23 protein-coding genes and 2 pseudogenes are annotated in these 26,531 nt (G+C 58.2%); 11 read left to right on the plus strand and 14 right to left on the minus strand.

Going from position 1 to position 26,531, the window contains the following annotated elements; all coding sequences use genetic code 11:
• Window positions 1-231: 231 nt before the first annotated feature.
• From A1WC_RS10910 to A1WC_RS10900, 3 genes are all read right to left on the minus strand, one after another.
• Window positions 232-1,302: an ABC transporter ATP-binding protein gene (locus A1WC_RS10910; RefSeq protein WP_008804521.1), complete on the minus strand. Its 1,071-nt coding sequence runs from the start codon at window positions 1,300-1,302 to the stop codon at window positions 232-234.
• The gene (locus A1WC_RS10905) at window positions 1,295-3,064 is read right to left on the minus strand and encodes an ABC transporter permease (protein ID WP_016161259.1); all 1,770 of its coding nucleotides are present in this window, start codon (window positions 3,062-3,064) and stop codon (window positions 1,295-1,297) included. Before A1WC_RS10905 ends, A1WC_RS10910 begins: the two co-directional genes overlap by 8 nt.
• Before the next feature lie 74 nt (window positions 3,065-3,138).
• Window positions 3,139-4,227, minus strand: coding sequence for an ABC transporter substrate-binding protein (locus tag A1WC_RS10900; protein WP_004203017.1), 1,089 nt, complete (start codon window positions 4,225-4,227; stop codon window positions 3,139-3,141).
• A 303-nt stretch (window positions 4,228-4,530) separates the two neighbouring features.
• Here A1WC_RS10900 and A1WC_RS10895 point away from each other — a divergent pair, with 303 nt between their 5' ends.
• Together A1WC_RS10895 and fdhF are read left to right on the plus strand one after the other, a co-directional pair.
• Complete coding sequence (locus A1WC_RS10895; protein WP_012967958.1) at window positions 4,531-5,610, plus strand: malate/lactate/ureidoglycolate dehydrogenase; 1,080 nt, start codon at window positions 4,531-4,533, stop codon at window positions 5,608-5,610.
• A 252-nt stretch (window positions 5,611-5,862) separates the two neighbouring features.
• Window positions 5,863-8,013, plus strand: coding sequence for a formate dehydrogenase subunit alpha (gene fdhF, locus A1WC_RS10890; protein ID WP_016161260.1), 2,151 nt, complete (start codon window positions 5,863-5,865; stop codon window positions 8,011-8,013).
• Window positions 8,014-8,055: 42 nt separating this feature from the next.
• On the opposite strand, the gene A1WC_RS10885 is transcribed toward fdhF, so the two are convergent.
• Entirely contained in the window at window positions 8,056-9,213 is a 1,158-nt protein-coding gene (locus A1WC_RS10885) for a M20 aminoacylase family protein (protein WP_016161261.1), read from the minus strand.
• A gap of 296 nt (window positions 9,214-9,509) precedes the next feature.
• Between A1WC_RS10885 and A1WC_RS10880 the strand changes: the two genes are divergently transcribed.
• Together A1WC_RS10880 and A1WC_RS10875 are read left to right on the plus strand one after the other, a co-directional pair.
• Entirely contained in the window at window positions 9,510-10,709 is a 1,200-nt protein-coding gene (locus A1WC_RS10880; protein ID WP_012541437.1) for an MFS transporter, read from the plus strand.
• An 85-nt stretch (window positions 10,710-10,794) separates the two neighbouring features.
• On the plus strand, window positions 10,795-11,187 hold the full coding sequence (locus A1WC_RS10875; protein WP_016161262.1) for a VOC family protein: 393 nt from the start codon (window positions 10,795-10,797) through the stop codon (window positions 11,185-11,187).
• A 129-nt stretch (window positions 11,188-11,316) separates the two neighbouring features.
• Here the strand turns inward: A1WC_RS10875 and A1WC_RS10870 are convergent, their stop codons facing one another.
• Together A1WC_RS10870 and A1WC_RS10865 are read right to left on the minus strand one after the other, a co-directional pair.
• Window positions 11,317-11,904 carry a DUF1062 domain-containing protein gene (locus A1WC_RS10870; RefSeq protein ID WP_162550374.1) on the minus strand — a complete coding sequence of 196 codons (588 nt, stop codon included), beginning with the start codon at window positions 11,902-11,904 and terminating at the stop codon, window positions 11,317-11,319.
• Between the two features lie 298 nt (window positions 11,905-12,202).
• Window positions 12,203-12,805, minus strand: a pseudogene (locus tag A1WC_RS10865) (amino acid ABC transporter ATP-binding protein); the annotation flags it as partial.
• 906 nt (window positions 12,806-13,711) lie between these two features.
• On the opposite strand from A1WC_RS10865, the gene A1WC_RS0125180 reads away from it, so the two are divergent.
• From A1WC_RS0125180 to A1WC_RS27520, 6 genes are all read left to right on the plus strand, one after another.
• The gene (locus tag A1WC_RS0125180; protein ID WP_032411706.1) at window positions 13,712-14,077 is read left to right on the plus strand and encodes a hypothetical protein; all 366 of its coding nucleotides are present in this window, start codon (window positions 13,712-13,714) and stop codon (window positions 14,075-14,077) included.
• On the plus strand, window positions 14,077-14,559 hold the full coding sequence (locus A1WC_RS28185) for a hypothetical protein (RefSeq protein WP_032411709.1): 483 nt from the start codon (window positions 14,077-14,079) through the stop codon (window positions 14,557-14,559). The genes A1WC_RS0125180 and A1WC_RS28185 overlap by 1 nt, the downstream gene beginning before the upstream one ends.
• Window position 14,560: 1 nt before the next feature.
• Entirely contained in the window at window positions 14,561-14,980 is a 420-nt protein-coding gene (locus A1WC_RS10860) for a hypothetical protein (protein ID WP_016161265.1), read from the plus strand.
• A 301-nt stretch (window positions 14,981-15,281) separates the two neighbouring features.
• Window positions 15,282-15,773, plus strand: coding sequence for a hypothetical protein (locus A1WC_RS27515; RefSeq protein ID WP_016161266.1), 492 nt, complete (start codon window positions 15,282-15,284; stop codon window positions 15,771-15,773).
• Window positions 15,774-15,775: 2 nt separating this feature from the next.
• Window positions 15,776-16,081 carry a hypothetical protein gene (locus tag A1WC_RS10855; protein ID WP_016161267.1) on the plus strand — a complete coding sequence of 102 codons (306 nt, stop codon included), beginning with the start codon at window positions 15,776-15,778 and terminating at the stop codon, window positions 16,079-16,081.
• A 3-nt stretch (window positions 16,082-16,084) separates the two neighbouring features.
• A complete protein-coding gene (locus tag A1WC_RS27520) occupies window positions 16,085-16,273 on the plus strand; it encodes a hypothetical protein (protein ID WP_127429062.1) in 189 nt (62 codons plus the stop codon).
• Between the two features lie 421 nt (window positions 16,274-16,694).
• On the opposite strand, the gene A1WC_RS10850 is transcribed toward A1WC_RS27520, so the two are convergent.
• The 8 genes and pseudogenes from A1WC_RS10850 to A1WC_RS10815 all read right to left on the minus strand — a co-directional run bounded on the left by A1WC_RS10850 (window position 16,695) and on the right by A1WC_RS10815 (window position 23,850).
• Complete coding sequence (locus A1WC_RS10850; protein WP_016161268.1) at window positions 16,695-17,417, minus strand: amino acid ABC transporter ATP-binding protein; 723 nt, start codon at window positions 17,415-17,417, stop codon at window positions 16,695-16,697.
• Complete coding sequence (locus A1WC_RS10845) at window positions 17,404-18,168, minus strand: amino acid ABC transporter permease (RefSeq protein ID WP_004151161.1); 765 nt, start codon at window positions 18,166-18,168, stop codon at window positions 17,404-17,406. The genes A1WC_RS10850 and A1WC_RS10845 overlap by 14 nt, the downstream gene beginning before the upstream one ends.
• 63 nt (window positions 18,169-18,231) lie before the next feature.
• A complete protein-coding gene (locus A1WC_RS10840; protein WP_008804504.1) occupies window positions 18,232-18,999 on the minus strand; it encodes a basic amino acid ABC transporter substrate-binding protein in 768 nt (255 codons plus the stop codon).
• Window positions 19,000-19,091: 92 nt separating this feature from the next.
• Window positions 19,092-20,025, minus strand: a pseudogene (locus tag A1WC_RS10835) (MurR/RpiR family transcriptional regulator).
• Entirely contained in the window at window positions 19,991-20,968 is a 978-nt protein-coding gene (locus A1WC_RS10830) for an ABC transporter substrate-binding protein (RefSeq protein WP_172437962.1), read from the minus strand. The pseudogene A1WC_RS10835 and the gene A1WC_RS10830 overlap by 35 nt, the downstream one beginning before the upstream one ends.
• Window positions 20,958-22,010: a FecCD family ABC transporter permease gene (locus A1WC_RS10825; protein ID WP_016161271.1), complete on the minus strand. Its 1,053-nt coding sequence runs from the start codon at window positions 22,008-22,010 to the stop codon at window positions 20,958-20,960. Before A1WC_RS10825 ends, A1WC_RS10830 begins: the two co-directional genes overlap by 11 nt.
• The gene (locus A1WC_RS10820) at window positions 22,007-23,032 is read right to left on the minus strand and encodes a FecCD family ABC transporter permease (RefSeq protein WP_016161272.1); all 1,026 of its coding nucleotides are present in this window, start codon (window positions 23,030-23,032) and stop codon (window positions 22,007-22,009) included. Before A1WC_RS10820 ends, A1WC_RS10825 begins: the two co-directional genes overlap by 4 nt.
• Entirely contained in the window at window positions 23,029-23,850 is an 822-nt protein-coding gene (locus tag A1WC_RS10815) for an ABC transporter ATP-binding protein (protein WP_008804500.1), read from the minus strand. The genes A1WC_RS10820 and A1WC_RS10815 overlap by 4 nt, the downstream gene beginning before the upstream one ends.
• A 504-nt stretch (window positions 23,851-24,354) precedes the next feature.
• On the opposite strand from A1WC_RS10815, the gene A1WC_RS10810 reads away from it, so the two are divergent.
• Window positions 24,355-26,427 carry a TonB-dependent siderophore receptor gene (locus tag A1WC_RS10810; RefSeq protein ID WP_072122350.1) on the plus strand — a complete coding sequence of 691 codons (2,073 nt, stop codon included), beginning with the start codon at window positions 24,355-24,357 and terminating at the stop codon, window positions 26,425-26,427.
• The last annotated feature ends 104 nt before the right edge of the window (window positions 26,428-26,531 follow it).

Genomic DNA, 26,531 nt, shown 5'->3' on the forward strand with positions numbered 1-26,531 from the left:
GCGTATTAAAACGCCAGATTTACGATAATTGCACTCCGCAGGGTTCCCGCATCAGCATCAACATTTATCAAACGAAAAAGTATGTCCCCATATCACCACCGTCGACTTGCTGCTGACCAGGACCGATATACCCTACTGGCCTGCCCGCCTCGCAGCCAGGCGCAAAACGCTTTTGTCATACCCTGAACGTAGCGCGACGTACTGATGCTTGCCTTCCGTGGCTTCGCGTAGTTACCGCTGCGGAAAAATCCACACATCCTCCGCCGGGAGCGTCAGATGGCAGTGTTCGGCATCGCGCAGCGCCGTTCCGTAGGCGCGCAGCGGAAAGTCGTCGCCTTCGGTACGGAACAGGTACTCCCAGCGGTCGCCGAGGTACATGCTGGTCAGCAGCGGGAGCTGGAGGCTATTATCCTGCGCTGCGCCGTCGAGACGCAGGCGCTCGACGCGGATCACCGCCGTCGCCGGCTGGCCAACGCTGACCCCCTCGCCCGCTCGACCCCACAGCGTCCAGCTGGCGCCTTCAACCCTCGCACGACCGTTTTCCAGCGCCGTCACCTTACCGTGCAGACGGTTATTGCTGCCCATAAACTCGGCGGCGAACAGCGTCGCCGGGCTGCCGTACATCTCCTGCGGCGTCCCCTGCTGCTCAATGACGCCATTGTTCAGCAGCAGAATACGATCGGAGATGGCCATTGCTTCATTCTGATCGTGGGTGACCATCAGCGCCGACAGGCCCAGCTTGATGATCAGCTCGCGCAGAAACACCCGCGCCTCTTCGCGCAGTTTGGCGTCAAGGTTGGAGAGCGGTTCATCCAGCAGGATCACCGGCGGGTTGTAGACCAGCGCCCGGCCGATGGCCACCCGCTGCTGCTGGCCACCGGAGAGCTGGTGCGGATGGCGGTTGCCGAGGTGCCCCAGCCCCAGTTGATCCAGTACGCGCTGCACCCGCTCTTTTATCTCCCCCGCAGCCACTTTACGCAGCTTCAGCGGATAGGCCACGTTGTCGAACACCGTTTTGTGCGGCCACAGGGCATAGGACTGAAAGACCAGGCCCAGGTTACGCTCTTCGGCCGGGATCTCGCTGCGCGGCGTGCCGTCGTACACCGTGCGGTTGCCGATGGCGATCCGTCCGCTCGTCGGTTTTTCCAGCCCGGCCACCGCCCGCAGTAGCGTGGTTTTGCCGCTTCCCGACGGCCCCAGCAGCGACACCACCTCTCCCCGGCCAAGCGTCATGGACACCCCCTTCAGCACCGGGTTGTCGCCATAGGTGAGATGCAGATTTTCTACCGATAACTCAATCATGTAATTTCACTCCAAAGCGCAGGGCGATACCAAGGCCAATCACCACCAGCAGAATATTGATAAAGGAGAGCGCCGCGACGATATCGATGGCCCCCGCCGCCCACAGCGACACCAGCATCGAGCCGATGGTTTCGGTACCCGGCGACAGCAGATAGACGCCGGTGGAATACTCACGCTCAAAGATAAGGAACATCAGCAGCCAGGAGCCAATCAGCCCATAGCGCGACAGCGGGACGGTCACGTGGCGGGTGATCTGCCCCCGGGAAGCGCCGGTGCTGCGCGCCGCCTCCTCCAGCTCCGGGCCCACCTGCAGCAGCGTCGAAGAGATGAGCCGCAGGCCGTAAGCCATCCATACCACGGTGTAGGCCAGCCAGACGCTGAAGATGGTGTTGCGCAGGGCACGCAGTTGCACGATAAGGTGCTCCCGCAGCCAGTCGGCCACCGGCAGCGCCGAGAGCCAGCCGTGCTTCAGCGACTGATCGAGCCACATCGGCACAAACAGGAACACCCACAGGAAGGCCAGCCCGGCCAGCAGCCCCGGCACCGCACGCGGGACCAGCACGCTGTAGTCGAGAAAGCGGGTGACGTTGTCCGCTTTGCGGTGCATGGCGATGCCGACAAACAGATAGCAGATCACCGCCAGCGCGCCGCCGACGATGCCGATAGCCATCGAGTTGACGATCGCCCGCAGCAGGTTGGGCTGCTGCCAGATATTGTGGAACGTCGCCAGCGACAGCTCATCCAACAGCGACACCCCGACGCCCCAGTTGGAGATAAAGGCGCGCAGCGCCACGCCGAGCAGCGGCACGCCGATGGTCACCGTCAGCCAGGCCACCACCACCGCCCCGGCCACCCAGCGCCATTTGCCCAGCGGCAGCGCCCGCGCCTGCGACGCCTTGCCCTTCATGGTGACAAAGCGGTTGGCGGTGCGCATCAGTCGCCGCTGGAGCATCACCAGCGGGATGGTAATGCAGATCAGCACCACCGCCACCGCCGCCATCAGATGGTAGGAGGGGGTGCCGAGCTTATTGGTCAGCTTATAGAGATAGGTCGCCAGCACCATGTTGCCCTCGGGGTCGCCCAGCACCAGCATCAGACCGAAGACTTCCAGACCGAGGAAAAAGAGCAGCACGCAGGCGTAAAGAATGGATGGCCGCACCATCGGCAGACTCACCGAGGTCATCACCTGCAGCGGCGTGGCGCCGACGGTGCGCGCCGCCTCTTCCACGTCCGAGCCGACGCTGCGCAGCGCCGAGGAGATATAGAGATAGGCGTGCGGCACGTGGGTTAAGCCGGCGATGACCACAATGCTGAACATCGAGTAGATATTCCACGGCACAAAGCCGATCAGCTGCTGCGCCCACTGGGAAAAGAAGCCTACCGGCCCGGCGGCCACCACGTAGCCAAAGCCCAGCACCATCGGCGAGACGAAGATCGGCACCAGGATCAGCGGCTCAATGATCCGCCGGCCGGGTAAATCGGTGCGCACCATCAGAAACGCCAAAATACCGCCCAGTGGAATGGCGATAATCACCAGGCCAAAGGCCAGAATAAAACCTGACCTTAACGCCAGATAAAAATCCGGGTCGGTAAAAATAAAGGCGAACGCTTCCAGACTCCACGATTTGGAGCGGGAAAAGAATGGCGCGGAGAGAAAACTCTGCACCACAATAAATAACAGTGGGACATAAATCACCAGCACCGTGATGCACACCACCACGCCGCGCGGCAGCCCCTGCCACTTTCTGCGTAATACATTCATGGTTCATCCCTTTGGCCAGGAGAAAAAACCCGCCGGGTGTGAATAAGGGGCATCGGCGATGCCCCGAAGGAGGATTATTTCGCGGCGGCGCTGCGCCATTGTTTAATAAACTGCAGACGTTTTTGCGGCTGTAAATAATCGAGCAGCGTTTCGTTGACCGGGATCGGTTTTAACGCTTTGCCCAACAGCGCGGTCATACCATCGATATCATTTTTACCTTCAATATCGCGACGAATAGAGGGAATATCCGCCTGGCTGGCGAGGATCTGCTGGCCTTTTTCCGACAAGACATAGTCGAGCCACAATTTTGCCGCATTGGGATGTTCGCTCTCCTGGCTAATAAACGAGACGCGGGAGAGCACCAGCACGTAATCTTTCGGATAGGCAATGCCTAAAGAGGGATCGTTTTTCGCCCGCGCTTCGGCATAGGAGCCAAGAATGTTATAGCCGATCAGGTTTTCGCCAGAGGAGACGCGCTCCATCATCGTGCCGGTGGAAGACTGCACCGTCAGGCCGCCTTTGGCGATATTCGCCAGGTCGGTAAAATAGTTCGCGTCGGCCTGGCTGTCCTGCACCGCCAGCATAAAGCCGAGGCCTGATTTTTCGATGTCGTAGGTGGTGACTTTGCCTTTAAATTTATCGGCCTGGCTGGCGATCAGTTTTGCCAGCGCGGTATGCGAATCCGGAACCTCATTCTGCGGGATCAGCCTTTTGTTATAGATAAACACCACCGGCTCGTAGGTGGTGCCATAGGCTTTCTGCTGCCAGACCGCCCAGTCGGGTAATTGCTTCACCTCCGGCGAGGCATATTGTTCGGCGTATTCGGTAGCTAATTTCAGCGCGGTATCCATCGACGAGCTCCACACCACGTCCCCGCTGCCGCCCCCGGCGGCCTGCTCGCTGATATAACGGTTATACAGCTCGGTGCTGTTCATGTCGTTATATTCGACTTTTACGCCCGGATATTGCGCTTCAAATCCTTTAATTAACGGCCCGGCCGCTTTGGTATCGGTGGTGGAATAAATAACCACCTTGCCCTCTTTTACGGCGGCATCCACCGTTTTTTGATAATCCGCAGGATAGCCCGCAGGCACCTCCGCCCAGGCGGCACAGGCGAAAACGGCCGTCAGTGAAACCACTAAACCACTTATTTTCTTATACATGATACCAACCTTTAATCATCAATTAATAAACACAAATTTAACATATAGTGGTATCAGCTCCCCTTGCAACGCCGGGGATGGCTTTTTTCTGGCTTTTGTGACACTGGCAGAATTTAAAAATGTGGTGTTTATGGCGTTAATTAAAACGCGATCCCGGCCCCGTTTTTTATCGCCTGTCGCCTGACGCAGACACAGACGCAGTGACATTCCGCCGGGAGATGCCGCCCTTGACCTTCTGCGCCTGGCGGCGCAGCATAAAACGGCAAACATAACAAAATAACAACAGACTACAGGAGAGAATCAGTGCCTACAGGACACCGCTTTCTGGCGACGGATCTGCATCAGTTTGTCGTCTCACTGTTTACCCATCTCGGCAGTACCTCAGGGGAAGCCACCCTCGTCGCAGACCATCTGATCGCCGCCAATCTTGCCGGGCATGACTCCCACGGCGTCGGGATGATCCCAAGCTACGTGAAATCCCACGCCGGTGGTTTTCTGCAGCTCAACCGCCACGCCACGGTGACCAAAGACGCCGGCGCCGTGGTCACCCTCGACGGCAACGCCGGCTTCGGCCAGGTGGTCGCCCACGAAGCGATGCAGTTAGGCATTGAAAAGGCGAAGCAGCATGGTATGGCGGCAATCGCCCTGCGCAATGCGCATCACGTCGGGCGCATCGGCTACTGGGCCGAGCAGTGCGCCGCCGCCGGGCTGATCTCCATCCACTTCGTCAGCGTGATTGGCGACCCGATGGTCGCCCCGTTCCGCGGGAAGGACAGCCGCTTCGGCACTAACCCGCTGTGCGTGGTGTTTCCCCGCGCGGGCCATCCGCCGCTGCTGCTGGACTACGCCACCAGCGCCATCGCCTTTGGTAAAACCCGCGTCGCCTGGCATAAAGGCGAAGCCGTGGCCCCTGGCTGCCTGATCGACGCCGCGGGCCGACCCACCACCGACCCGGCGGTGATGCAGACCTCGCCGCTGGGCGCCCTGCTCACCTTCGCCCAGCACAAAGGCTATGCCCTGGCGACGCTGTGCGAAGTGCTCGGCGGCGCGCTCTCCGGGGGGCAAACCACCCATCAGGAGAGCCTGCAGACCAGCGTCGACGCCATCTTTAACTGCATGACCACGGTGATCCTGCGCCCGGACGCGTTCGATGCCCCGGACAGCCAGGCGCAGACGGAGGCCTTTATCGCATGGTGCAAGCAGTCGCCGCACGATGCCGATGCCCCGGTGCTGGCGCCCGGCGAATGGGAGGCCGCCAACCGCGAAGCGCGGCTGGCGCAGGGGATCCCGCTGGATGCCGGCAGCTGGCAGGCTATCTGCGCCGCCGCGCGCGACGTCGGCCTGAGCGAATCGCACTTCGACCGCTGCCGCCCTCTCGCCTAGCCGCGTTTACCCCCGCAGAGCGTCTGACGTCGGCGCTCTGCGTCATCGTCATCGTCATTAGTGACGAGGTCACGTTCCCGTCATCACACCATTTTAATTTTCACATGTAAATCAACAAATTAAATTCTGGCACAAGACCTGCATAGCGCAGCAGGCCTGCGTCTGCATCACGACCAGGCGTTACCGCGATCGTTGCCCGTCGGGCCCGGCGCGACAGCGATCCTCTGTTCACTGTTAACAGGTCTGTTACTGATGAAAAAAATCACGAGCGTGTGCCCCTACTGCGGGGCGGGTTGCAAACTTAAACTGGTTGTCGACAACAATAAAATCATTCGCGCGGAAGCCGCCGACGGCGTCACCAACCAGAACCAGCTGTGCCTGAAAGGCTACTACGGCTGGGATTTTCTTAACGACACGCAGCTCCTGACGCCCCGTCTCAAACAACCGATGATCCGCTACCAGAAAGGCGGCGCCTTCACGCCGGTCAGCTGGCAGGAGGCGATTCGCTATACCGCCAGCAAGCTCAGGGAGATCAAAGAGAAGCATGGCCCGCGCGCCATCATGACCACCGGCTCCTCGCGCGGCACCGGCAACGAAACCAACTATGTGATGCAAAAGTTCGCCCGCGCGGTGCTCAACACCAATAACGTCGACTGCTGCGCCCGCGTCTGCCACGGCCCCTCTGTCGCCGGGCTGCAGCAGGCGCTGGGCAATGGGGCGATGAGCAACTCGATCAGCGACATCGAAAACTCGAAATGCCTGTTGGTCTTTGGCTACAACTGCGCCGACTCCCATCCGATCGTCGCCCGCCGGGTGATCAAAGCCCGGGAAAACGGCGCCAAAATCATCGTCTGCGATCCGCGGCGCATTGAAACCGCGCGCATTGCCGACCGTCATCTGCAGCTCAACAACGGCAGCAACATGGCGCTGGTGAATGCCTTCGGCTATGTACTGCTGGAGGAGGAGCTGTACAACAAAGCCTATGTCGAACGCTATACCGAAGGGCTGGATGCTTACCGCGAAGCGGTGAAGGATTATGCCCCGGAAGCGGTGGAAGCGATTGTCGGGGTCAGCGCGCAGGCGATCCGTGAGGCGATGCGCATCTTCGCCTCGGCCCCTTCCGCCACTATTATGTGGGGTATGGGCGTCACCCAGTTTGGCCAGGCGGTGGACGTGGTGCGCGCTCTGGCAAGCCTGGCGCTGCTCACCGGTAACCTGGGGCGGGCGAACGTCGGCGTGGGGCCGGTCCGCGGGCAAAACAACGTGCAGGGCGCCTGCGATATGGGCGTGCTGCCGAACCTGTTCCCGGGTTATCAGGAGGTCACCGACCCCGCCGTGCGGGAGAAATTCGCCGCCGCCTGGGGTGTCGACCCGGCGCTGATGGATGACCAGGTCGGCACCCGCATCACCGAGGTGCCGCATAAAGCGCTGACCGGCGAGATCAAAGCCTACTACATCATGGGTGAAGATCCGCTGCAGACCGAAGCCGACCTCGGCCTGGTGCGCAAAGGCATCGAGGCGCTGGACTTTGTGGTGGTGCAGGACATCTTCATGACCAAAACGGCGGAAATTGCCGATGTCCTGCTGCCGGCCACCTCCTGGGGCGAGCACGGCGGCGTATTCACCTGCGCCGACCGCGGGTTCCAGCGGTTTGAACAGGCGATCCCTCCGGCGGGGAATGTGAAGCGCGACTGGGAGATCATTAGCCTGCTGGCCAGCGAAATGGGTTATCCGATGCACTATGAGAACAACCAGCAGATCTGGGACGAGATGCGCGAACTCTGCCCGCTGTTCTACGGCGTGACCTGGGAGAAAATGGGCGATATGGGCCATGTCCAGTGGCCGTGCCCGACCCTCGACCACCCCGGCACGCCGTGGCTGTATAAAGACAACCGCTTCGACACCCCATCGGGTAAAGGACAGCTGTTCGCCACCGCCTGGCGCGCGCCGGCGGAGCGCCCGGATGACGAGTGGCCGCTGGTGCTCTGCACCGTGCGGGAAGTCGGGCATTACTCCTGCCGCTCAATGACCGGCAACTGTGCCGCGCTGCAGTCGCTGGCCGACGAGCCGGGACGGGTGCAGATGAATCCGTTGGATGCGCAACGACTGGGGATCGCTGACAAACAGCTGGTGTGGGTCAGCTCCCGACGCGGGAAGGTGATCACCCGCGCCGACCTCAGCGATCGCATCAATCCGGGGGCGGTCTATATGACCTATCAGTGGTGGGTCGGCGCCTGCAATGAGCTGACCCAGGATAACCTCGATCCGATCTCCAAAACACCGGAAACCAAATACTGTGCGGTGAAAGTGGAAGCGATAGCCGACCAGCAATGGGCGGAGCGCTACGCCTGGACGGCCTACAGCGATATGAAGGCGCGACTGAAAGCCGCCGCCGACGTCTGACCTCAGGGAGCGCGCCGCGCTCCCTCTGCCGCTGCCGGTGGGTTACGCCGCTGGCAGCTGTTCCTCCACCAGCGCCACCCACATGGCCACCCCGGGACTAATCAGCGCATCGTTAAAGTCATAGCTGGCGTTATGTAGCGGCTTCGACGGGGTTTCGCCGTCGGTGCCTATCCAGAAATAGGCTCCCGGACAGGCCTCCAGCATGCAGGCAAAATCTTCGGAGGCCATCGACGGCGCCTGGTTCCAGCGCACGGCTTCCGCGCCGAGGGTGGCGACGGCCACCTCGCGCACCTGCTGCGCCTGCTGCGCATGGTTTTTGGTCACCGGATAGCCCGGGAACCAGCTAATCTCACCCTGCACATCGGACACCTGCGGCTGGGTCGCCACATAGCTTTCGATAAGCTCACGCACGCGGGCGCGAACGCGATTGCTCAGGCAGCGGAAGGTACCGCGCAGCACCACGGTGTCCGGCAGGACGTTGATCGCCTCGCCGCCGTTTATCTGGGTGATACTGACCACCGCGGAATCCTGCGGCGACAGGCGGCGGGAAGGAATGGTCTGCAGCGCCATAATCAGCTGCGCCGCCGCGACGATCGGATCGGCCCCGCTCTCCGGCATCGCCGCATGACAGCTCTTTCCGCGCAGGGTGATCTCGAAGGCGTCCAGCGAGGCCATCATCGCGCCATCGCTGAGCGCCACTTCACCAAGGGGGATCCCCGGCCAGTTATGCAGCGCGTAGATGGCGTCCATCGGGAAGCGCTCGAACAACCCCTCTTCCACCATTTTGCGCGCGCCGCCGAGGTTCTCTTCCGCCGGCTGGAAGACAAAGTGGACGGTGCCGCTGAACTGGCGGGTCTGCGCCAGATGGGCGGCCGCCGCCAGCAGCATCGCGGTGTGTCCATCGTGGCCGCAGGCGTGCATCACCCCGGGACGGCGCGAGCGATAGCTGACGCTCCCCAGCTCGGTGATCGGCAGGGCGTCCATATCGGCGCGCAGGCCGATGACCGGCCCGGGACCGTTTTCCAGCGTCGCCACGACGCCGGTGCCGGCCAGCCCGCGGTGTACCTGCAGCCCAAACGAGGCCAGCAGCTCCGCAACGCGGCGCGAGGTCTCCTGCTCCTGATATCCGAGCTCAGGCGCGGCGTGAAATTCACGTCGCCAGCCAACGGCTTCGGCGATCAGTGACGGCGATACGGCCATGTATTACTCCTTTCCTGCATAGCGTAATGCTGAATAATCGGTCATGCGTCGCGTTTTTTCCCCGTCGCTCACCGACGTCGGGTCGCTGCCGCTCCCTCCGTTATATCCTGTCGTTAACACGCTGACAACGTCACGAAATGCGGCGGCGGCGCGGCGTACAGCCCTGTCGCCGCCCGGCGGTCCTTTTTTGGTAGTGATTTCAACGGTGACAACGGCCAGGCGATTAATTATTATGCAACTCAGGACGGCAATTTGCCGAAGGATCCACTACTGACCTCTCCTTCATCGGAAATAAAATGTTTAACCCAGACCAGAATCGTCTTGCCCCCACGCTGGCGATGATCATGGCCGCGTCGCTCGTGGGATTTATCACCGGCTATACGGTGCCGTTAATCAGTCTTGAGCTGGCGCAGCAGCAGATCGCGCCGCTGTACGTCGGCCTGCTGGCCGCCCTGCCGCCCGCCGGCATGATGATCTCCTCTTTCCTCTCTCCTGCGCTGTGCCGGCGCGTTGAAATGGGCGTGCTGCTGAGCGGCAGTCTGATCCTGCTGGCGCTGGCGACCATCGCCTCATGCATGACCACCGATATGACGCTGCTTTTGCTGCCGCGCCTGCTGACCGGCCTGGCCTCCGGGGTCATTATCGTGCTGGGCGAAAGCTGGATCACCGGCGGCGCGGCGGGCAGCCAGCGCGCCACCCTCACCGGCATCTACGCCTCGGCCTTTACCGGCTGCCAGCTGGCCGGGCCGTTACTGATCTCCGTCGGCCCCGCCTGGCAGGCCTCGGCGCTGATGGCGATCGTCGCGGTCACCGCCGTCTGCCTGCTGATGCTGCGCCATCTGCCCACTGGCACCCGCGAAAGCCTTGGGGAGCGCGCCAGCTGGCGCAGCCTCGGCGCTTTCCTGCCGGTACTTGCCTCCGGGGTCTTCTGCTTCGCCTTCTTTGACGCCAGCATCCTTGCCCTGCTGCCGCTGTACGGCATGGACAAAGGGCTGAATGAAGGGATGGCGGTGCTGCTGGTCACCGTGGTGCTCACCGGGGATGCGATGTTCCAGACCCCGCTCGGCTGGCTGGCTGACCGGGTCGGCATTCGCCGCGTGCATCTGTCCTGCGCGGTAGTCTTCAGCCTGTCGCTGCTGGCCCTGCCGCTGATGCTCGGCTCGCGCATTCAGCTGATGGCCATTTGCCTGCTGCTGGGCGCCGCCGCGGGCGCGCTTTATACCCTGTCGCTGGTGCGGGCGGGGAAAACCTTCAATGGGCAGAAGCTGATTATGATTAACGCCCTGTTCGGCTTTTTCTGGTCCGCCGGCAGCGTCGCCGGGCCGGTAGTCAGCGGCATGCTGATCGGCATCACCGGCTACGATGGCCTGATCGTCACCCTGGTGGCCAGCGGCGTGCTGTTCCTGTTGATTCAATGTCTATGCAAAAACGAGAAAACCCTGCTTGCCAGTGAGCAGGAAGAGGAGATGGACGAGGCGACGGAGTCCGCACGGTAGTCCTGACGGGCTGGCCTGGCGCCAGCCCGCTCGCCAGCAACCAGGCTGAGGTTTTACGCCATCAAACCTGCTCCAGGAGGACATCATGTTTTCATACATTATGCTGGGAACCAATGACCTGCCACGCGCCATCAAGTTCTATGACCCGTTAATGGCGCTGCTGGGACACGTCAAAGCCGGCCGTAACGAACAGGGAGCGTCCTGGGGCACCTTCAATGGCAACCACACCTGCGGCCTGTGCGTGGGCACTCCCTTTGACCAGCAGCCTGCCGGGGTGGGCAATGGAACGATGGTGGCGCTCAATGCCCGCTCCATCGCACATATTGCGGAACTGCATGCCCTCGCCCTGCAACTCGGCGGACATGACGAAGGCGCTCCCGGTCACCGGCCGCAGTATGGCGACGGTTTTCACAGCGCCTACGTCCGCGATCCCGACGGCAATAAGCTGGCGTTTGTTTATTATGCGTCTGCAGATTGAATGGCTGCAGCGGAGGTGACTTTTTCAGGCGGAGGTAAGGGAGTCAGGACGGCCAACTTCGCCGTCCTTATTTCACCGAAAATGGAATAGCCAGCAGCTCAAGCACGGCGGATTTTCTGAGCCGTCGGGTTAGCTACGGTGCCGCTTAAGCACAATTCGGCGTCGCGCATACAGCGTTTCCGCCGCCAGCTGAAAATGATATTCCATCGCCTTCAGCTTTTTCGTCTTGAGCTGTTTTAGTGGAATACCCTCGATATGCCCTGTCGCGACCAACCACCGGATTTCAGCCGTACTCAGCTTGAGCTGTTTTTTCAGTATTGATAGCAGGCTGATGCGAAATGGCTGACTGACGCTGACGCGCACCGTTATCCGCTGACATGCCATCAGCGTTACCGACCATTGCTCGTGAATACGAAAATCAGGTTGCCCCGACGGCTCGGCGCGGTTGCGCTTCAGCGTCGCGAGGTCAGCGGCATAATAGTGAACCATAGCTGCATCGTTCTGCATCAGACGCTGAAGCAGTTTACGGTTTATCTTGCTGACGTGCAGCCTGGAAAACAGGGCGATATTCCAGGTGTAATCGCAGCGCGTGCATTTATAGATGCTCCAGATATCCAGCAGCTTCTTTTGCGAATTCACCCGGATGGCGCCGGAAGGCGCGAAGTCGCGTTTTACATTGCAGGCGGGGCAGCGTTTGGCAATGTGCTGATACCCCACGGGCGTGACCGTCCATGTAACTGTCATAACGTACCTTTTTTAACCCATACGAAACCGAGTCCGTTATTAACGGACCATGATTTTTGGCGTATAAAAAATAGTTAATCGCTATTTTTCAGTGGGTTAAAAAAAGATTTCCAACGTTATTTTCCTGGAGAAGTCCTCATCGGCACCCTGAGATTAACAAAGGGGTTATCGCGGGATATATGAGCCCAGTCAATGTTTGCGCGGATGATTAAAAGCTTCGTCAATACACCCAGAATGCTCAGCGGGCTGGCCTGGCGCCAGCCCGCTCGGTTTACAGCACCTTGCTGAGGAACGCGGCGGTGCGTGGGTTGCTCGGCGTGCTAAAGATCTGCCCCGGCTTGCCCTCTTCCTGAATCACGCCCTGGTCGATGAAGATCACCCTGTCGGCCACTTCGCGGGCAAAACCCATTTCGTGGGTCACGATCACCATGGTCATCCCCTCGCTGGCGAGGTTTTTCATCACCTCCAGCACGTCGCCCACCAACTCCGGATCCAGCGCCGACGTGGGCTCATCGAACAGCATAATCGACGGCTTCATCGCCAGCGCACGGGCGATGGCTACCCGCTGCTGCTGGCCGCCGGACAGGCTCGAGGGCCAGGCGTCGCGCTTATCGCTTAAGCCCACCTTCGCCAGCAAGGCGTCCGCCAGGTCGACCGCCTGCTGGCGCGGCATATTGCGCAGATTCATCGGCGCCATAATCAGGTTTTCCAGCACCGTCATATGCGGGAACAGGTTAAAGCGCTGGAACACCATGCCGACGCTTTCGCGCATCTTGTTGAGGTCGGTGGTCCGGTCGTGGGCGGCAAAGCCGTTAACCACCACCTCGCCTTCGCTGACCGTCTCAAGGGCATTCATGCAGCGCAGGAAAAGTGAATGGTTCGTTTTGCAGAAATTTATACAGCTATGTGATGTAAAGCTATTAAACGTATGTATTAGCTAGCAATAGCTGTTTTTTACTTTTCTTTCCTTTTCATCGTTTTTACAGAGTAAAGTAAATAACTACGGCGCATTAATCACATCTCATTTACTTCTACGCATGTATTACATGCATGCTGAGTAATCACATGTGTACACTACATTAAATGCTTTGAATGTAACCGTTAAATACACTTAATTGTACTGTTATGTTAATTTCATAAACGGCATGAATATATCAATATGAAATGATGGGCAAGCCTGATCATAAATATAAATTCTTAATGTATTTGTGCGCATTACATAAGAATCATCTCAATAGTAGTGGCCCTATTAGAATGTCCCTAGGATAATTCATCACACAGCAGTAATAACGAACAACAAACATGAGGTTAATAGGATTTTCCACTATCACTAACTTGAATGCCCATTCTTTGAACAACAGTGTTAAAGAAATGTTCAACATTCAGCTGAGCAATAAGAAATCCATAATTAAAGTAGTTGATAATGTTGTATGTCCTACTGACGTTTCAGACGTATAGACAGTGATTAAAGGAGATGATTTCCCTTGCTACTTTAAAATCACTTTTAACGCTGCTATGTGGGTAATCTTTGCAGGTCAAAGGTTGGCCTATAGCACTACGCAGGGCAAGCTAAAGCAAGTTGTTCATAGTGTTATGGTTCAATTTAATATGGTTAGCGCTTGGCGTAATTGATTTAATTCGGAGAAAGTTAAAATGAATAGGCTGTTTATTACAGCTTTGGCTGCTCACACTTTAAGCGGCTAGTGAAGAAGCTACACTGCAACGTACAACTAACGCAGTATTATTCCTGTGTGCTACTCGTATCGGTGGATGTTGAGAAATGAAAAAATTATTTATTGCACTGGCTCTATTTGCGCCTGTGGTAGTTAACGCTAATGTCTATAGCTTAAATTGCGCTGGAGTTAATCTGTCTTTAATAGACACTAAAGATGCTTTCTATTTAATAAAAGGGAGGGAAACTTATCTTTTCTCAGGGGGAGTACAAGAAACCGCTCAAACTGGCGTTAGTGTTTTTAACCGTTATTTGACTGGTATTAAAACTTCCTCTGATGAGATTCTCCCTGTAGATGCTCAAGACAGATTAACCCTGATGCAAACGGGCGTTGATGGTGCTGCTACTTTCCGCTTGCTTGATAGCCGTGGTAATCACCTTTGCTCTGTGAACTCCTTCAAGGCTGGCGAATAATGAAAAAGCTGATCATTGCTCTTGCTGTGCTGGCTTCTTTTGGCGCACAGGCTAACCGTTGCGACTATCCAGATCAGGTAGCTAAAGATGGCTCTCTGTGTGGAGCTAGGGCGGCTTCTATGCGTCCCGGTGGCTATACGCCTCCTCCTGAATACTCAGCGCCAGTACAGCAGCAGGAGAGGCAAATAAATATTATACCGGAGCTTCATTATCATTCTCATGTAGACGGTGATAATGACTACGATTTTATAAAAGTTGGCGCTGATTACCAGCTAAAGGGTTTATACAACGATCCAGAAATAGAAACGTTTTATCACACTAAAACGAAAAATATTTATTGCAGAAAAGAAAAATACGTTGATCAAACGGATTGCATAAAGGTAATTAGCTCTACTCAGGTAGATGAATATTTACGTGATGGTAAACGTTCACCAGATTTTAGCGATACAGATTATCTAACCCATTATGTTAGAGGTGTTTAAGATGAAAAAGATTTTATTGGCTGTAGCCCTTTTAGCTTCCTTTGGTGCCAGCGCTCACACTGACACAATGCAATGCAGCGTTGACAGCAAAACCGATATTAAAGAATTAGGCAATGGCCTTATGACTAGCGGAATGGCTCAGGGCGATGGATGGCAACAAATAGGTGTTCTCACTTGGACACAAGACGCTAACAAGCCTGATGCTAACCCTAATGGATGGGATACAGAGCACAGGGCGCGCCTGATTAATGTTGACCAGACTCCAGAAGATAAAGCAGCGGCCTATGATGAAAAGATCGGTGATTGGACAGTTAACTATTATATATTCCGCTATGAGATCATTATGAAGGACGGGAGAACGGCAAAACTAGAATGCACCCCCCTGATCTCTCTTAATAAAGACGGTAGCGTGTGGCAATGAAAACTTTATTAGCTGTTCTTCTGTTCTGTGTGGCTACTGGTGCCTTTGCTTGTCCGAGGGGCGAACATATCCACGGTGGCTACGGATCTCACCATAAAGGGGGTATTTGCTATTAATCATTATCCCCCGCTCTGGTTCGAGACTAAATATCAAATGGAACTTAATGCGGGTATTACCCTAGCGGCTAAGCTAAGCGAATGGAAAAGTAAAGACACTCAAGCGCTACTAAAAGCACGTAGTAATTATCAGTCAAAACTTTTTAAGAAAGCAATTTAATCCAATCAATAGGAATGCACTTGTAATGAAAACCAAATCTATCTGTGTAGCGCTGTCTGCTATTGTTGCTGCTATGTCACTTTCTGGCTGTGCGCTAATAGTGGATGGTAAAACACAGCCTGTAGCCATTAAGACTAATGCCCCGGCAATGTACACGATTAGAAATGGTGATGGTGAAGTAGTCAGTACAGGCGTTGCACCTACAACGGTAAACCTCAAGCGTGGCGATGCGCCCTATTCTGTGACACTCCAGCGTACAGACTCAGCCCCTATAACCTCTGGCACAGTAACAGACAATCTGAACGGCTGGCTCTGGGGTGATATTGCTTGCGGGTTGATTGTATGTGGTGGCGTTGATCTTATCACTGGCGCTGCGTGGGATTTAGACACAGCGGTTACAGTGAATACACAGCCAGATCCAACACATCCAGACGCTAACGCAAGTAATACAATGCATGTGGTAGCTCCTACACAAGCGCCTATCACTATCAACAATACAGTGAACAATAAGGCCTGATCATGCAGGAAGATTTAGAAAAAATCCGGGAAGCTAAAGCAGTAGCAGAGGCTAACATTGTACCCGGCGTGATGAATCCCCATGTAAGTTACTATGAAGTGATGCTAAAGCAGGGATACGTAGTAGCGGAGGGAATGTATCAGGGTAAGAATATGGCGATTTTTGATACATATCAGGATTGGCAAGATATTGAGATCACCACACTGGAGGCATTCAGAGAGCGCCAGCAAAGTAAGCAGACGCTAAACATTATCCTTTCAGTGTTCGGCTTTATCGCGCTTTGCTGTTTAATGGCTGGGGTGATTTAAGTAATGACTTCACCATATGAAGAATACGTAGTAACGCCAGTTAATGAACTGGAAACCAAAGAACAGCGTGATAGACGGATTGCGCATGAACGTAAAGTAGGTGCTGTATTTAATCATCCTCGCTTTCGTAAGCGTGACCCTGAAGATTTATGGCATGATCCTGAATTTAACGCAATCATACTAGGCGATTAAGATGAACCCTTTTCAATTCTACGTGGCTGCTTCAGGCGCTGCTGATGATGGCCTCTTTTGCTAGCCCTTATTGCTGGGGAATATCAGTGTGCGGCCTGGTGGTTGAATTCTTTGCAAATCGTAAAAAAACATCCGGCATGGTGAATTATTGAAAGTGCAATGAAAATTAGCTTGATGGCGGCTCATGTGGTTATATGGACTACGGTAATGGCCACGCTCTGAAGCACAATAGACCCAGTAATAAACCAGACTCTAACAGCATATTTACATTAAATCATATAGGCCGCCAAAGAGCGGCCTTTCTTATGTCCTAAACTCTCTCCCTCGCTATTCTCAGCGTGTTTTAACTCTCTTCCCTTCTACTCTCTATGTCATAGCCTATAGAACGCCTCACAGATGACATTGTTTCAGCCCGCTCGGTTTACAGCACCTTGCTGAGGAACGCGGCGGTGCGTGGGTTGCTCGGCGCGCTAAAGATCTGCCCCGGCTTGCCCTCTTCCTGAATCACGCCCTGGTCGATGAAGATCACCCGGTCGGCCACTTCGCGGGCAAAACCCATTTCGTGGGTCACGATCACCATGGTCATCCCCTCGCTGGCGAGGTTTTTCATCACCTCCAGCACGTCGCCCACCAGCTCCGGATCCAGCGCCGACGTGGGCTCATCGAACAGCATAATCGACGGCTTCATCGCCAGCGCACGGGCGATGGCTACCCGCTGCTGCTGGCCGCCGGACAGGCTCGAGGGCCAGGCGTCGCGCTTATCGCTTAAGCCCACCTTCGCCAGCAAGGCTTCCGCCAGGTCGACCGCCTGCTGGCGCGGCATATTGCGCAGATTCATCGGCGCCATAATCAGGTTTTCCAGCACCGTCATATGCGGGAACAGGTTAAAGCGCTGGAACACCATGCCGACGCTTTCGCGCATCTTGTTGAGGTCGGTGGTCCGGTCGTGGGCGGCAAAGCCGTTAACCACCACCTCGCCTTCGCTGACCGTTTCCAGGGCGTTCATGCAGCGCAGGAAGGTACTTTTTCCCGAGCCGGACGGGCCGATGATGCACACCACTTCCTGCGGTTTAATATCGCAGCTAATGCCGCGCAGCACGTGGCTGTCGCCGAAGAGCTTATGTAAGTTATTAATGTGAATCACTTTTGCCAAACCTCTTTTCCAGACGGTTAACCAGCTGCGCCAGCAGGAAGGTGATCACCCAGTAGACCAGGGAGATGGTCAGGTAGGGTTCCCAGTAGGTGGCGTAGGCGCCGGAGACGGTGCGCGCGGCGTAGGCCAGATCGGCCAGGCCAATCGCCGAAGCCAGCGACGAGTCTTTAACAATGGCGATGGCGTTGTTGCCCAGCGGCGGCAGAATGCGGCGAAACGCCTGCGGCAGGATCACCTTGCGCATGGTTTTCCACCACGGCATGCCCAGCGCGCGGGAGGCCTCCATCTGCCCTTTGTCGATCGACTGGATGCCGGCGCGGAAAATCTCCGACACATAGGCTCCGGCGTTAAGGGTGATCGCCACGATGCAGGAGAGGAACGCCCCGTAGCTGGCGCGCAGCTCGCGGGCAAAGTCAGCGCTCATCAGGCCGCTGGTCACCAGCAGGCCGTCGCGCGGGTTGATAAACAGCGGCACCAGCGCAAAGTGCACCACCATAATCTGCACGAACAGCGGCGTACCGCGGAAGGCGCTAACGTAAAAACGCACCGGAAACTGCACCAGGTAGCGGAGAATATATTTCCACGGCCCGTGCTCGGCCTTCGCCATCCGCCCGAGACCGAGAGTTAACCCCCACAGCGTCCCGAGGATCACGCAGATAATGGTACATTTAATCGTCATCAGGGCGCCGTCCACAAACAGCGGGCCGTACTCCTCGATGATCTCCCAACGGAATCCCGTCATAGTCCTTCCCTAAAAAATACGGCTATCGCCTGGGCGATAGCCGTGGTCACTGAAAAAGGTGGATTATTGCGCTGGCAGCGTCGGCACGTTGTCGTCGAACCAGGTTTTATAGATTTTGGCGTAAGTCCCGTCAGCAACAATCTTTTGCAGCCCGGCGTTGATCTTGCCCAGCAGTTCGCTGTTGCCTTTCGCCACCGCAATACCGAAATACTGACGCTCAAATTTGGCATCCGGCACCAGCTTGAACTGCTTCTCCGGGTGCTGTTTGATGTAGTACTTCACCACCCCGACGTCGCCAACCGCGGCGCTGACGCCGTCCTCAAACAGCTCCTGGAGCATCAGCGGGGTATTATCGAAACGCTTGATCGCCGTGCTGTTTTTGCCCAGCACCTCAGAGACCACGATATCGCCGGTGCTGGAGTTCACCACCCCGACCTTCTCGTTTTTCAGGGCCGCCAGCGAATCCACCTGCGAGTCCTGGGCGACGACGATCGACTGCTCGGCCGGGAAGTACGGCGCGGAGAAATCGACCATCTGTTTACGTTTATCGGTGATGGTGATCCCGGAGATGATGATGTCGCGGTCGCCGGTGTTCAGCGTGGCGAAGATGCCTTCCCATGGGGTATTGACCAGCTTGACGTCAAAGCCTTCGGCTTTGGCGATGGCTTTGATGATGTCGATGTCGAAACCTTCCAGCTGTTTCTGGCTGTTTTCAAATTCAAACGGCCGGTAGGTGCCGCCGGAACCGACGGTGTAGGTTTCCGCAGCCGCCTGTCCGGCTGCCGTCAGCGCGGCCATCATGAAACACGCTTTGAGCAAATTCTTGACCATGAGATATCCTTTTTATGCATTTATTTTGCATAAAAATACACACACTGACTTTTGTATGCAACCGGAAACCTTCCCGCTGGTGAATTATCTTATCAACTGGCCCGTTTACCGCCGGATTTACCGATGGCCCGGTGCAGGTCGTTGATTCGTTTCAGGGATTTCACCGTTTTTTGTGGCGTGGTGGAGGCCACCGACAGGACAATCATCTCCAGGCAGACCAGCACCGTGCCGTGCAGCGGCATCCGGCTGCTGTCCCCGCCGCGCGGGACGTCGATCACCACCTGCGCCTCCTGGCTGAAGCGCGAGTCCACCGCCTGGGTCAGCAGGATGGTCGGAATACCCAGCCGCTTCGCCTCGCGCAGGGTGGTCATCCCTTCACGATGGGGGGATTTTTGCCCCATCATGATCAGCACATCGCCGCGCTGCAGGCCGATAAGCTGCTCGGCGAGGCTAAAGCCCGTGCGGTTCATCACATACGCCGGCAGGCCAATGCGGCTGAACAGCCGGGCGGTGTACTCGGCGAGGATCCCCGAGGCGCCGATGCCGAAGATCCCTACCTGTCGCGCGTCGCTGAGCAATGCCACCGCCTGGGCCACCGCCGCGCGGTTGTCGGCCCGCGACAGGACCTCGCAGACCCGCTGATGGCCTTCAAGCACAAAATCAATACTGGAGTTGACGTCGCTGGAGAGCGCCGTGACCGTCGAGCGCATCTTTTCCGCCGAGGTGACCGAGGTGCCGAACCAGCGCTCCATGGTCTGCTTAAGCTCGCGAAGCCCGGCGAAGCCCAGCGCCTGGATGGCGCGTACCACCGTGGCGTCGGAGGTCTGGGTCGCCGTGGCGATCTCCATCGCCGTATGCTCCAGCACCACCTCGCGGTTGTCGTTGATATAGCTGACCACGGCCCGTAGCCGGGGGGAAAGCTGGTGCGCCCGGGCGCGATAGCGTTCGCCGAACAGGTCGACTTTGCCCTTCTCTTTTTTTACCGCGCTTTTCATTTGGCCTCCGCCGGGATGGGCCTGCCGGCAATATGCGACTGCGCCTGGGCCACCATCAGAGACAGCGCGGCGTAGGAGTTAGAGATCACCTCTTCCCGTGGCAGCAAAATATAGTGCCCGGTGCGGCAGGCGCGCATAAAGTCGCACCAGCCGGGCATCACGCCTTCCATCGCCTGCAGCTCATCCTGCGGCTTACCGCCGGTATCCGACCGCCAGGTGGCGAAGACAAAATCGGCGTCCAGCTCCGGCAACTGTTCAGCGCTGACGTCAATGCGCTGACCGTCGGGGATCCGCTCAATCAGCGGCGGAAAGCGGAACCCGGCGTCGCGCAGCACCCAGCCCAGCGCATGATACGAATGATGCACCGTGACCTTGCCGTTGTTCGCCTGGATCACGGAGACGCTGTACTGCGGTGGGTTGACCATCGCTTTCAGCTGTTTGATTTGTTCCTGATAGCGGCGCTCAAGGATCGCCAGCCGCGGCTGGGTGCCGGTTAGCTGCGCCAGCTTGCGGTAAATCTCCGGGGCGCTACCCTGCAGATGGTCGATGCTCACCGTCGGGGCAATCTTCTCCAGTTGCTCCACTGACACATGGCGGCTGGGCTCGGTGATAATCAGATCCGGCTTTGCGGCGGCTACCGCTTCCAGATCGATATCGGCGGTGCCAATAAAGCGGATATCGCTGTTGTCGAAATCGACACCGGTGAGCTGGGCGCTGGCGCGCAGATAGTGGCTGCCGTCCGGGCGCGTCCGGCCGTGGCTGGCGATCGGCGGCACCCCGAGCTCAATCAACGGAATGGTAATATCGAGATCGTGCATCGAAACAATGCGCTGCGGATGCAGTGGGACGGTGACCGTGCGGCCTAAATCATCGGTGAAAGTTTGAGTTTGTGGGGCGGCGGCGCTGACGGCCCCCGTCAGCAACAGCAGCAATGAGACGAACCAACGCATAATACCTTCCTGGTTAAAGGGCATCACGGCGACGCCAGAGCAAGACAACAAAGAATGGGCAGCCCACCAGGGCAATGACAATCCCCGCCGGGATCTGCAGCGGGGCAAACGCCAGCCGGCCAAGGGTATCGGTTACCAGCACCAGCAAGGCGCCAATCAGCGCGCTGCCGCACAGCAGCGATACCTGGCCGCCGCGCAGCACAAAACGCGCCATATGCGGCGCCATCAGGCCCACAAAACCCAGGCTGCCGACGCAGGAGACGCTGGCCGAGGTCAGCAGCACCGGCGCGAAAAAGCGCAGCATCGTCAGCTGCTGCAGACGTACGCCGAGGCCGATGGCGGTCCGGTCGCCCAGCAGCGCCACGTCCGCCGCCCGGGCGGTACAGAACAGGATGATGGCCCCGGGCAGCGCCCAGCAAAAGGCCACCGCCAGCAGCGGCCAGGTCGCGGCCTGCAGGCTGCCCGCCAGCCAGATCATCGCCGTCTGCACGTCGCGAACGTCGGCGGTGGTCATAAAGATGCCGACCGCTGCCGCCAGGGTCCAGGAGACGCCGATGCCAATTAAAATAAAGCGCGGCCGCGAACAGTCGCGCGCCAGCGTCAGGACCAGCAGGGCCACCGCCACGCCGCCGACCATTCCCGCCAGCGGCCGCCAGACCAGGCCTACCGCCGGGAAAAACAGCACCAGCGCCAGCACCACGATGCTGGCCCCCTCTTTGACGCCAATCAGCCCCGGGTCGGCCAGCCCGTTACGGGTGATGCTCTGCATCGCCGCGCCGGCCAGCCCCAACATGGCCCCGCACAGCAGCGCCATCAGGATCCGCGGCAGGCGGATATCAAACAGAATAAAGCGCGGCTGCTCGCCCATCTCCTGCGGCGCCAGCAGGGCCCGCGCCAGCGTCGACGCGGGCAACGGAAAGCTGCCGCGGCTGAGGCTGTACAGCCCGAGCGCCAGCAGCATCAGCATCATGATGGCGGCAAGGTTGAGCGCCGCCGGGCGCAGCAGCAGCTGGCGGGAGGCGATAACCAGCGGCCGAAAACCGGCCCGGTGAACGGCGCGCGTCATTTAAAAAACCTCGCGGCGATAAAGATAAACAGCGGCGCGCCCACCAGGGCGGTCATCGCCCCGGTCGCCAGCTCCTGCGGCGCGACCAGCGTCCGGGCAGCGATGTCCGCCAGCACCAGCACCAGCGCCCCCACCGGCGCCGCCAGGGGCAGCGCCAGACGGATATCTTCCGTCACCAGACGGCGCACCACGTGCGGCACCACCAGCCCGACAAAACCGATCGGCCCGGCCACCGCCACCGCCGCACCGCACAGCAGCGCAATCGCCAGCAGACCCAGCAGCCGCGTCTGGACGAGATTAACGCCAAGGCCCAGCGCCACCTTATCCCCCAGCGCCAGCACATTAAGCCGTGGGGCAATGAGCAGCGCGACGCCAAGGCCGATCAGCGCCGGAACCAGCGCCGTCTGCAGCGTGCTCCAGTTCAGTCCGGCCAGGTCGCCGGCCAGCCAGGTACGCATCGCCAGCAGCGTCTGTTCATCGAGGATCAATATCGCCGCCGTCACCGCCGACGCAAACGCTGACAGCGCCACTCCGCACAACGTGATGCGCAGCGGCGTCGCCCCGCCGCGCCCGGCAGAGGCCAGCGCCATCACGCCACCGAACAGCAGCCCCGCGCCGCAGGCGGCGGTCAGCGGGCGCCCGGCGGGGAAAGCGCCGAGAGACAGGCCCAGCGCAGAGGTCGCCACCACCGCCAGCGAGGCGCCGGCGTTAAGGCCGAGAATATGCGGCTCGCCAAGTGGGTTACGGATCACCGTCTGCAGCAGCAGCCCGGCGACGCCGAGCGCCGCGCCGGTCAGCAGCGCTGCCGCCAGCCGCACCAGGCGCAGATCGACGATGATTCGCTGGTCGAAGTTGCGCGGATTGTACTCCAGCAGCGCCTGCAGCACCGTCTGTGGGGCGATCCAGCGGGCGCCTAAGCCAAGATGCACCAGCGAGGCGGCGATAAGCAGCAGCGTTAGCAGCAAGAGCGCCAGTCGGGGGCGGGCATGACGCCGCGCGGCGTACATAACGGCGGCGCTCATGCGTCAACGGCCTGGCGGGCGCGAAACGGCATAAAGAACGGTTTGCCGGTTTGCGGGTTAATCGACATCTGCACGTCAACGTCAAACACGCGTTTAATCAGCTCAGGGCTACAGACGTCGTTGTCGCTAATCGTGCCGGCGATGCGCCCCTGTTTGAGGAATACCAGCAGATCGGCGTAGTTCACGGCAAAGTTAAGGTCATGGAGCACCGTCACCACCGTGCGGCCATGTTCGCGGGTGAGAGTCTGGAGCAGCTCGAGGATATCGACCTGATAGCGCAGATCGAGCCAGGTGGTCGGCTCATCGAGCAGAATGGTGGCCGTTTGCTGGGCCAGCGCCATGGCGATCCAGCAGCGCTGACGCTGGCCGCCGGAGAGGCTGTCCACCGGCAGATGGGCGAATTCGGCGGTACCGGTTAAGCGCAGCGCCTCCTCCACCGCCAGCTCATCGGCCTCGGACCACTGGCGCATCAGCCCTTGCCATGGGTAGCGCCCGCGCGAGACCAGCTCGAAAACCGTTAACCCTTCCGGGGTCAGCGGCGATTGCGGGAGGATGCCCAGCTGGCGCGAGACGGCCTTCGTCGGCATCTGGTGAATGGCTTGCCCGTCCAGACGCACGCAGCCGCCGAGCGGTTTCAGCATTCTGGCGATGGTCGAGAGCAGCGTGGATTTACCGGAGCCGTTCGCCCCGGCCAGCACCGTCATTTTGCCGGTGGGAATGGTCAAGTTGATATCGTCAACGATCAGGGTCTGGCCGTATCCGGCCGACAGGGCATCCAGTACGATCCCCTGCTCTGCAGGTTTCACCCGCTGTGGCATAACTCGCTCCTGCGCCGCAGCGTTCCAGCCATCGCTGAACAATCTGCAGTCAAACAAAAATAAATCTCATTCTCTTTTGATCATGACGGGGATAGATGTAGTAGTCAATACTCGCCATCGTCATCCGTCCGTCGCGAGCACTACAGCGAGGCTGCGCAACAGTAAAACCAATAAAATCATTTAATATCAATAAAATAACAACACACCACCTCATTGAAAAGACGTGATGACCCCGCCATTTTCCACCGCCAATTTTTTATCTTACATAACATTTACTACTACATCCCTTCATGATTGAATGATTCTCAATTACACATCTGAAGGCGCGTTCAGACGCTAAACAGAGTGCTTTTATTATTCAGGGCAATGATTTTATTGGCTTAATCTGACCGCAAAGGCAGATTCGTTCACGAGAAACAGATAATGACTCAACCCCATGTCGCCTGCAGAGCGTTGCAAGGGCGCGCGCTTTTTTCGCTTCTTTTTTTAGCCTCACCGGGATTAATGGCCGCCGACAATAGCGCGGCGAAAAGTAATAACGACGCGGAAGAGACCATCACCGTGGTGGCCGACGGCGCGCAGCAGAGCGCCACCAGCGGCTATCAGCCACTCAGCTCCGCCACCGCGACGCTGACCTCGATGCCGCTGCTGGATATTCCGCAGGTGGTTAATACCGTCAGCGATCGGGTTCTCGAAGATCAGCACGCCACCTCACTCGATGAGGCGCTGTATAACGTCGCTAACGTGGTGCAGACCAACACCCTCGGCGGTACCCAGGACGCCTTTACCCGCCGCGGCTTCGGCGCCAACCGCGACGGCTCGATCATGACCAACGGTCTGCGCACCGTGCTGCCGCGCAGCTTTAACGCCGCCACCGAACGGGTGGAAGTCCTGAAGGGGCCAGCTTCAACGCTGTACGGTATCCTCGACCCCGGCGGGCTGATCAACGTCATCACCAAACGGCCGGAGCGGCAGTTCTCTGGTTCGGTTTCCGCGACGTCCACCAGCTTTGGCGGCGGTACCGGCAGCTTCGACGTCACCGGCCCCATCGAAGGCACGAATCTGGCGTACCGGCTGATTGGGGAATACCAGAATGAGGATTACTGGCGCAATTTTGGTAAAAACAAAAGCAGCTTTATCGCCCCTTCCCTGACCTGGTTTGGCGAGCGGGCGACGGTGACCGCGTCCTATTCGCACCGCGACTACAGCGCGCCTTTTGACCGCGGCACTATTTTCGATCTGAACACCGGCCATGCGGTGAACGTCGATCGCAAAACCCGCTTCGATGAAGCGTTTAATATTACCGATGGCTATTCCGATCTCGCTCAGCTCAACGCCGAGTATCGCCTTAACGACGCCTGGACCGCGCGCTTCGACTACAGCTACAGCCAGGATAATTACAACGATAACCAGGCGCGGGTGATGGCCTATGATTCGGCGACCGGCAATCTCACCCGCCGGGTCGACGGTACCCACGGTTCAACGCAGAAGATGCACTCCACCCGCGCTGACCTGCAGGGCAACGTGGTGGTAGGCGGCTTTTATAACGAACTGCTGACCGGCGTCGCCTATGAGAATTACGATTTGCTGCGCACGGATATGCTGCGCTGCAAGAACGTGAAAGGCTTTAACATCTATCATCCGGTCTACGGCACCCTCGACACCTGTAATACCGTCTCCGCATCCGACAGCGATCAGCGTATCCAGCAGGAGAGCTATGCCGCATACGTGCAGGACGCGCTGTACCTGACCGACAACTGGATCGCCGTCGCCGGCGTGCGCTACCAGTACTACACCCAGTACGCCGGTAAAGGCCGACCATTTAACGTCAATACCGACAGCCGCGATGAGAAATGGACGCCGAAAGCCGGCCTGGTCTACAAGGTGACGCCGAACGTCTCCCTGTTCGCCAACGTCGCCCAGTCGTTTATGCCGCAGTCGTCGATCGCCAGCTATATCGGCGAACTGCCGCCGGAAGAGTCCACCTCTTACGAAGTGGGCGCCAAATTCGACCTGTTAAACGGCATTACCGCCAATATCGCGCTGTTTGATATTCATAAGCGTAACGTGCTGTACACCGAGAGCATTGGCGATGAGACAGTGGCCAAAACGGCGGGCAAGGTGCGTTCCCAGGGCGTGGAAGTGGACCTGGCCGGGTCCATCACCGATAACCTCAGCGTGATCGCCAGCTACGGCTACACCGACGCCAAAGTGCTGGAAGATCCGGATTACGCCGGGAAACCGCTGCCAAACGTACCGAAACATACCGGCTCGCTGTTCCTGACCTATGACATTCATAACGTCTATAACAGCAATACCCTGACCGTCGGCGGCGGCGGTCATGCGGTCAGCAAGCGCTCCGGCACCAACGGCGCGGATTATTATCTGCAGGGCTATGCGGTGGCGGATGTGTTCGCCGCCTATAAGATGAAGCTGCAGTATCCGGTGACGCTGCAGGTGAATGTGAAGAACCTGTTTGATAAGACCTATTACACCTCCTCCATCGGCACCAATAACCTCGGCAACCAGATTGGCGACCCGCGCGAAGTGCAGTTCACGGTGAAGATGGATTTTTAAGCCGGACCATGGCGTCGCGCCGGATGTTCATTGCCGGGCGGCGCTGCGCTTGCGCCGGCCTACAACTGCATAGCCTGGGGTCCTTCCCCTTCCTGTCGAGTTCG

Origin of the sequence: Klebsiella sp. KTE92 (assembly GCF_000398905.1) — a bacterium.
GTDB classification, from domain to species: Bacteria; Pseudomonadota; Gammaproteobacteria; order Enterobacterales; family Enterobacteriaceae; genus Klebsiella; species Klebsiella variicola.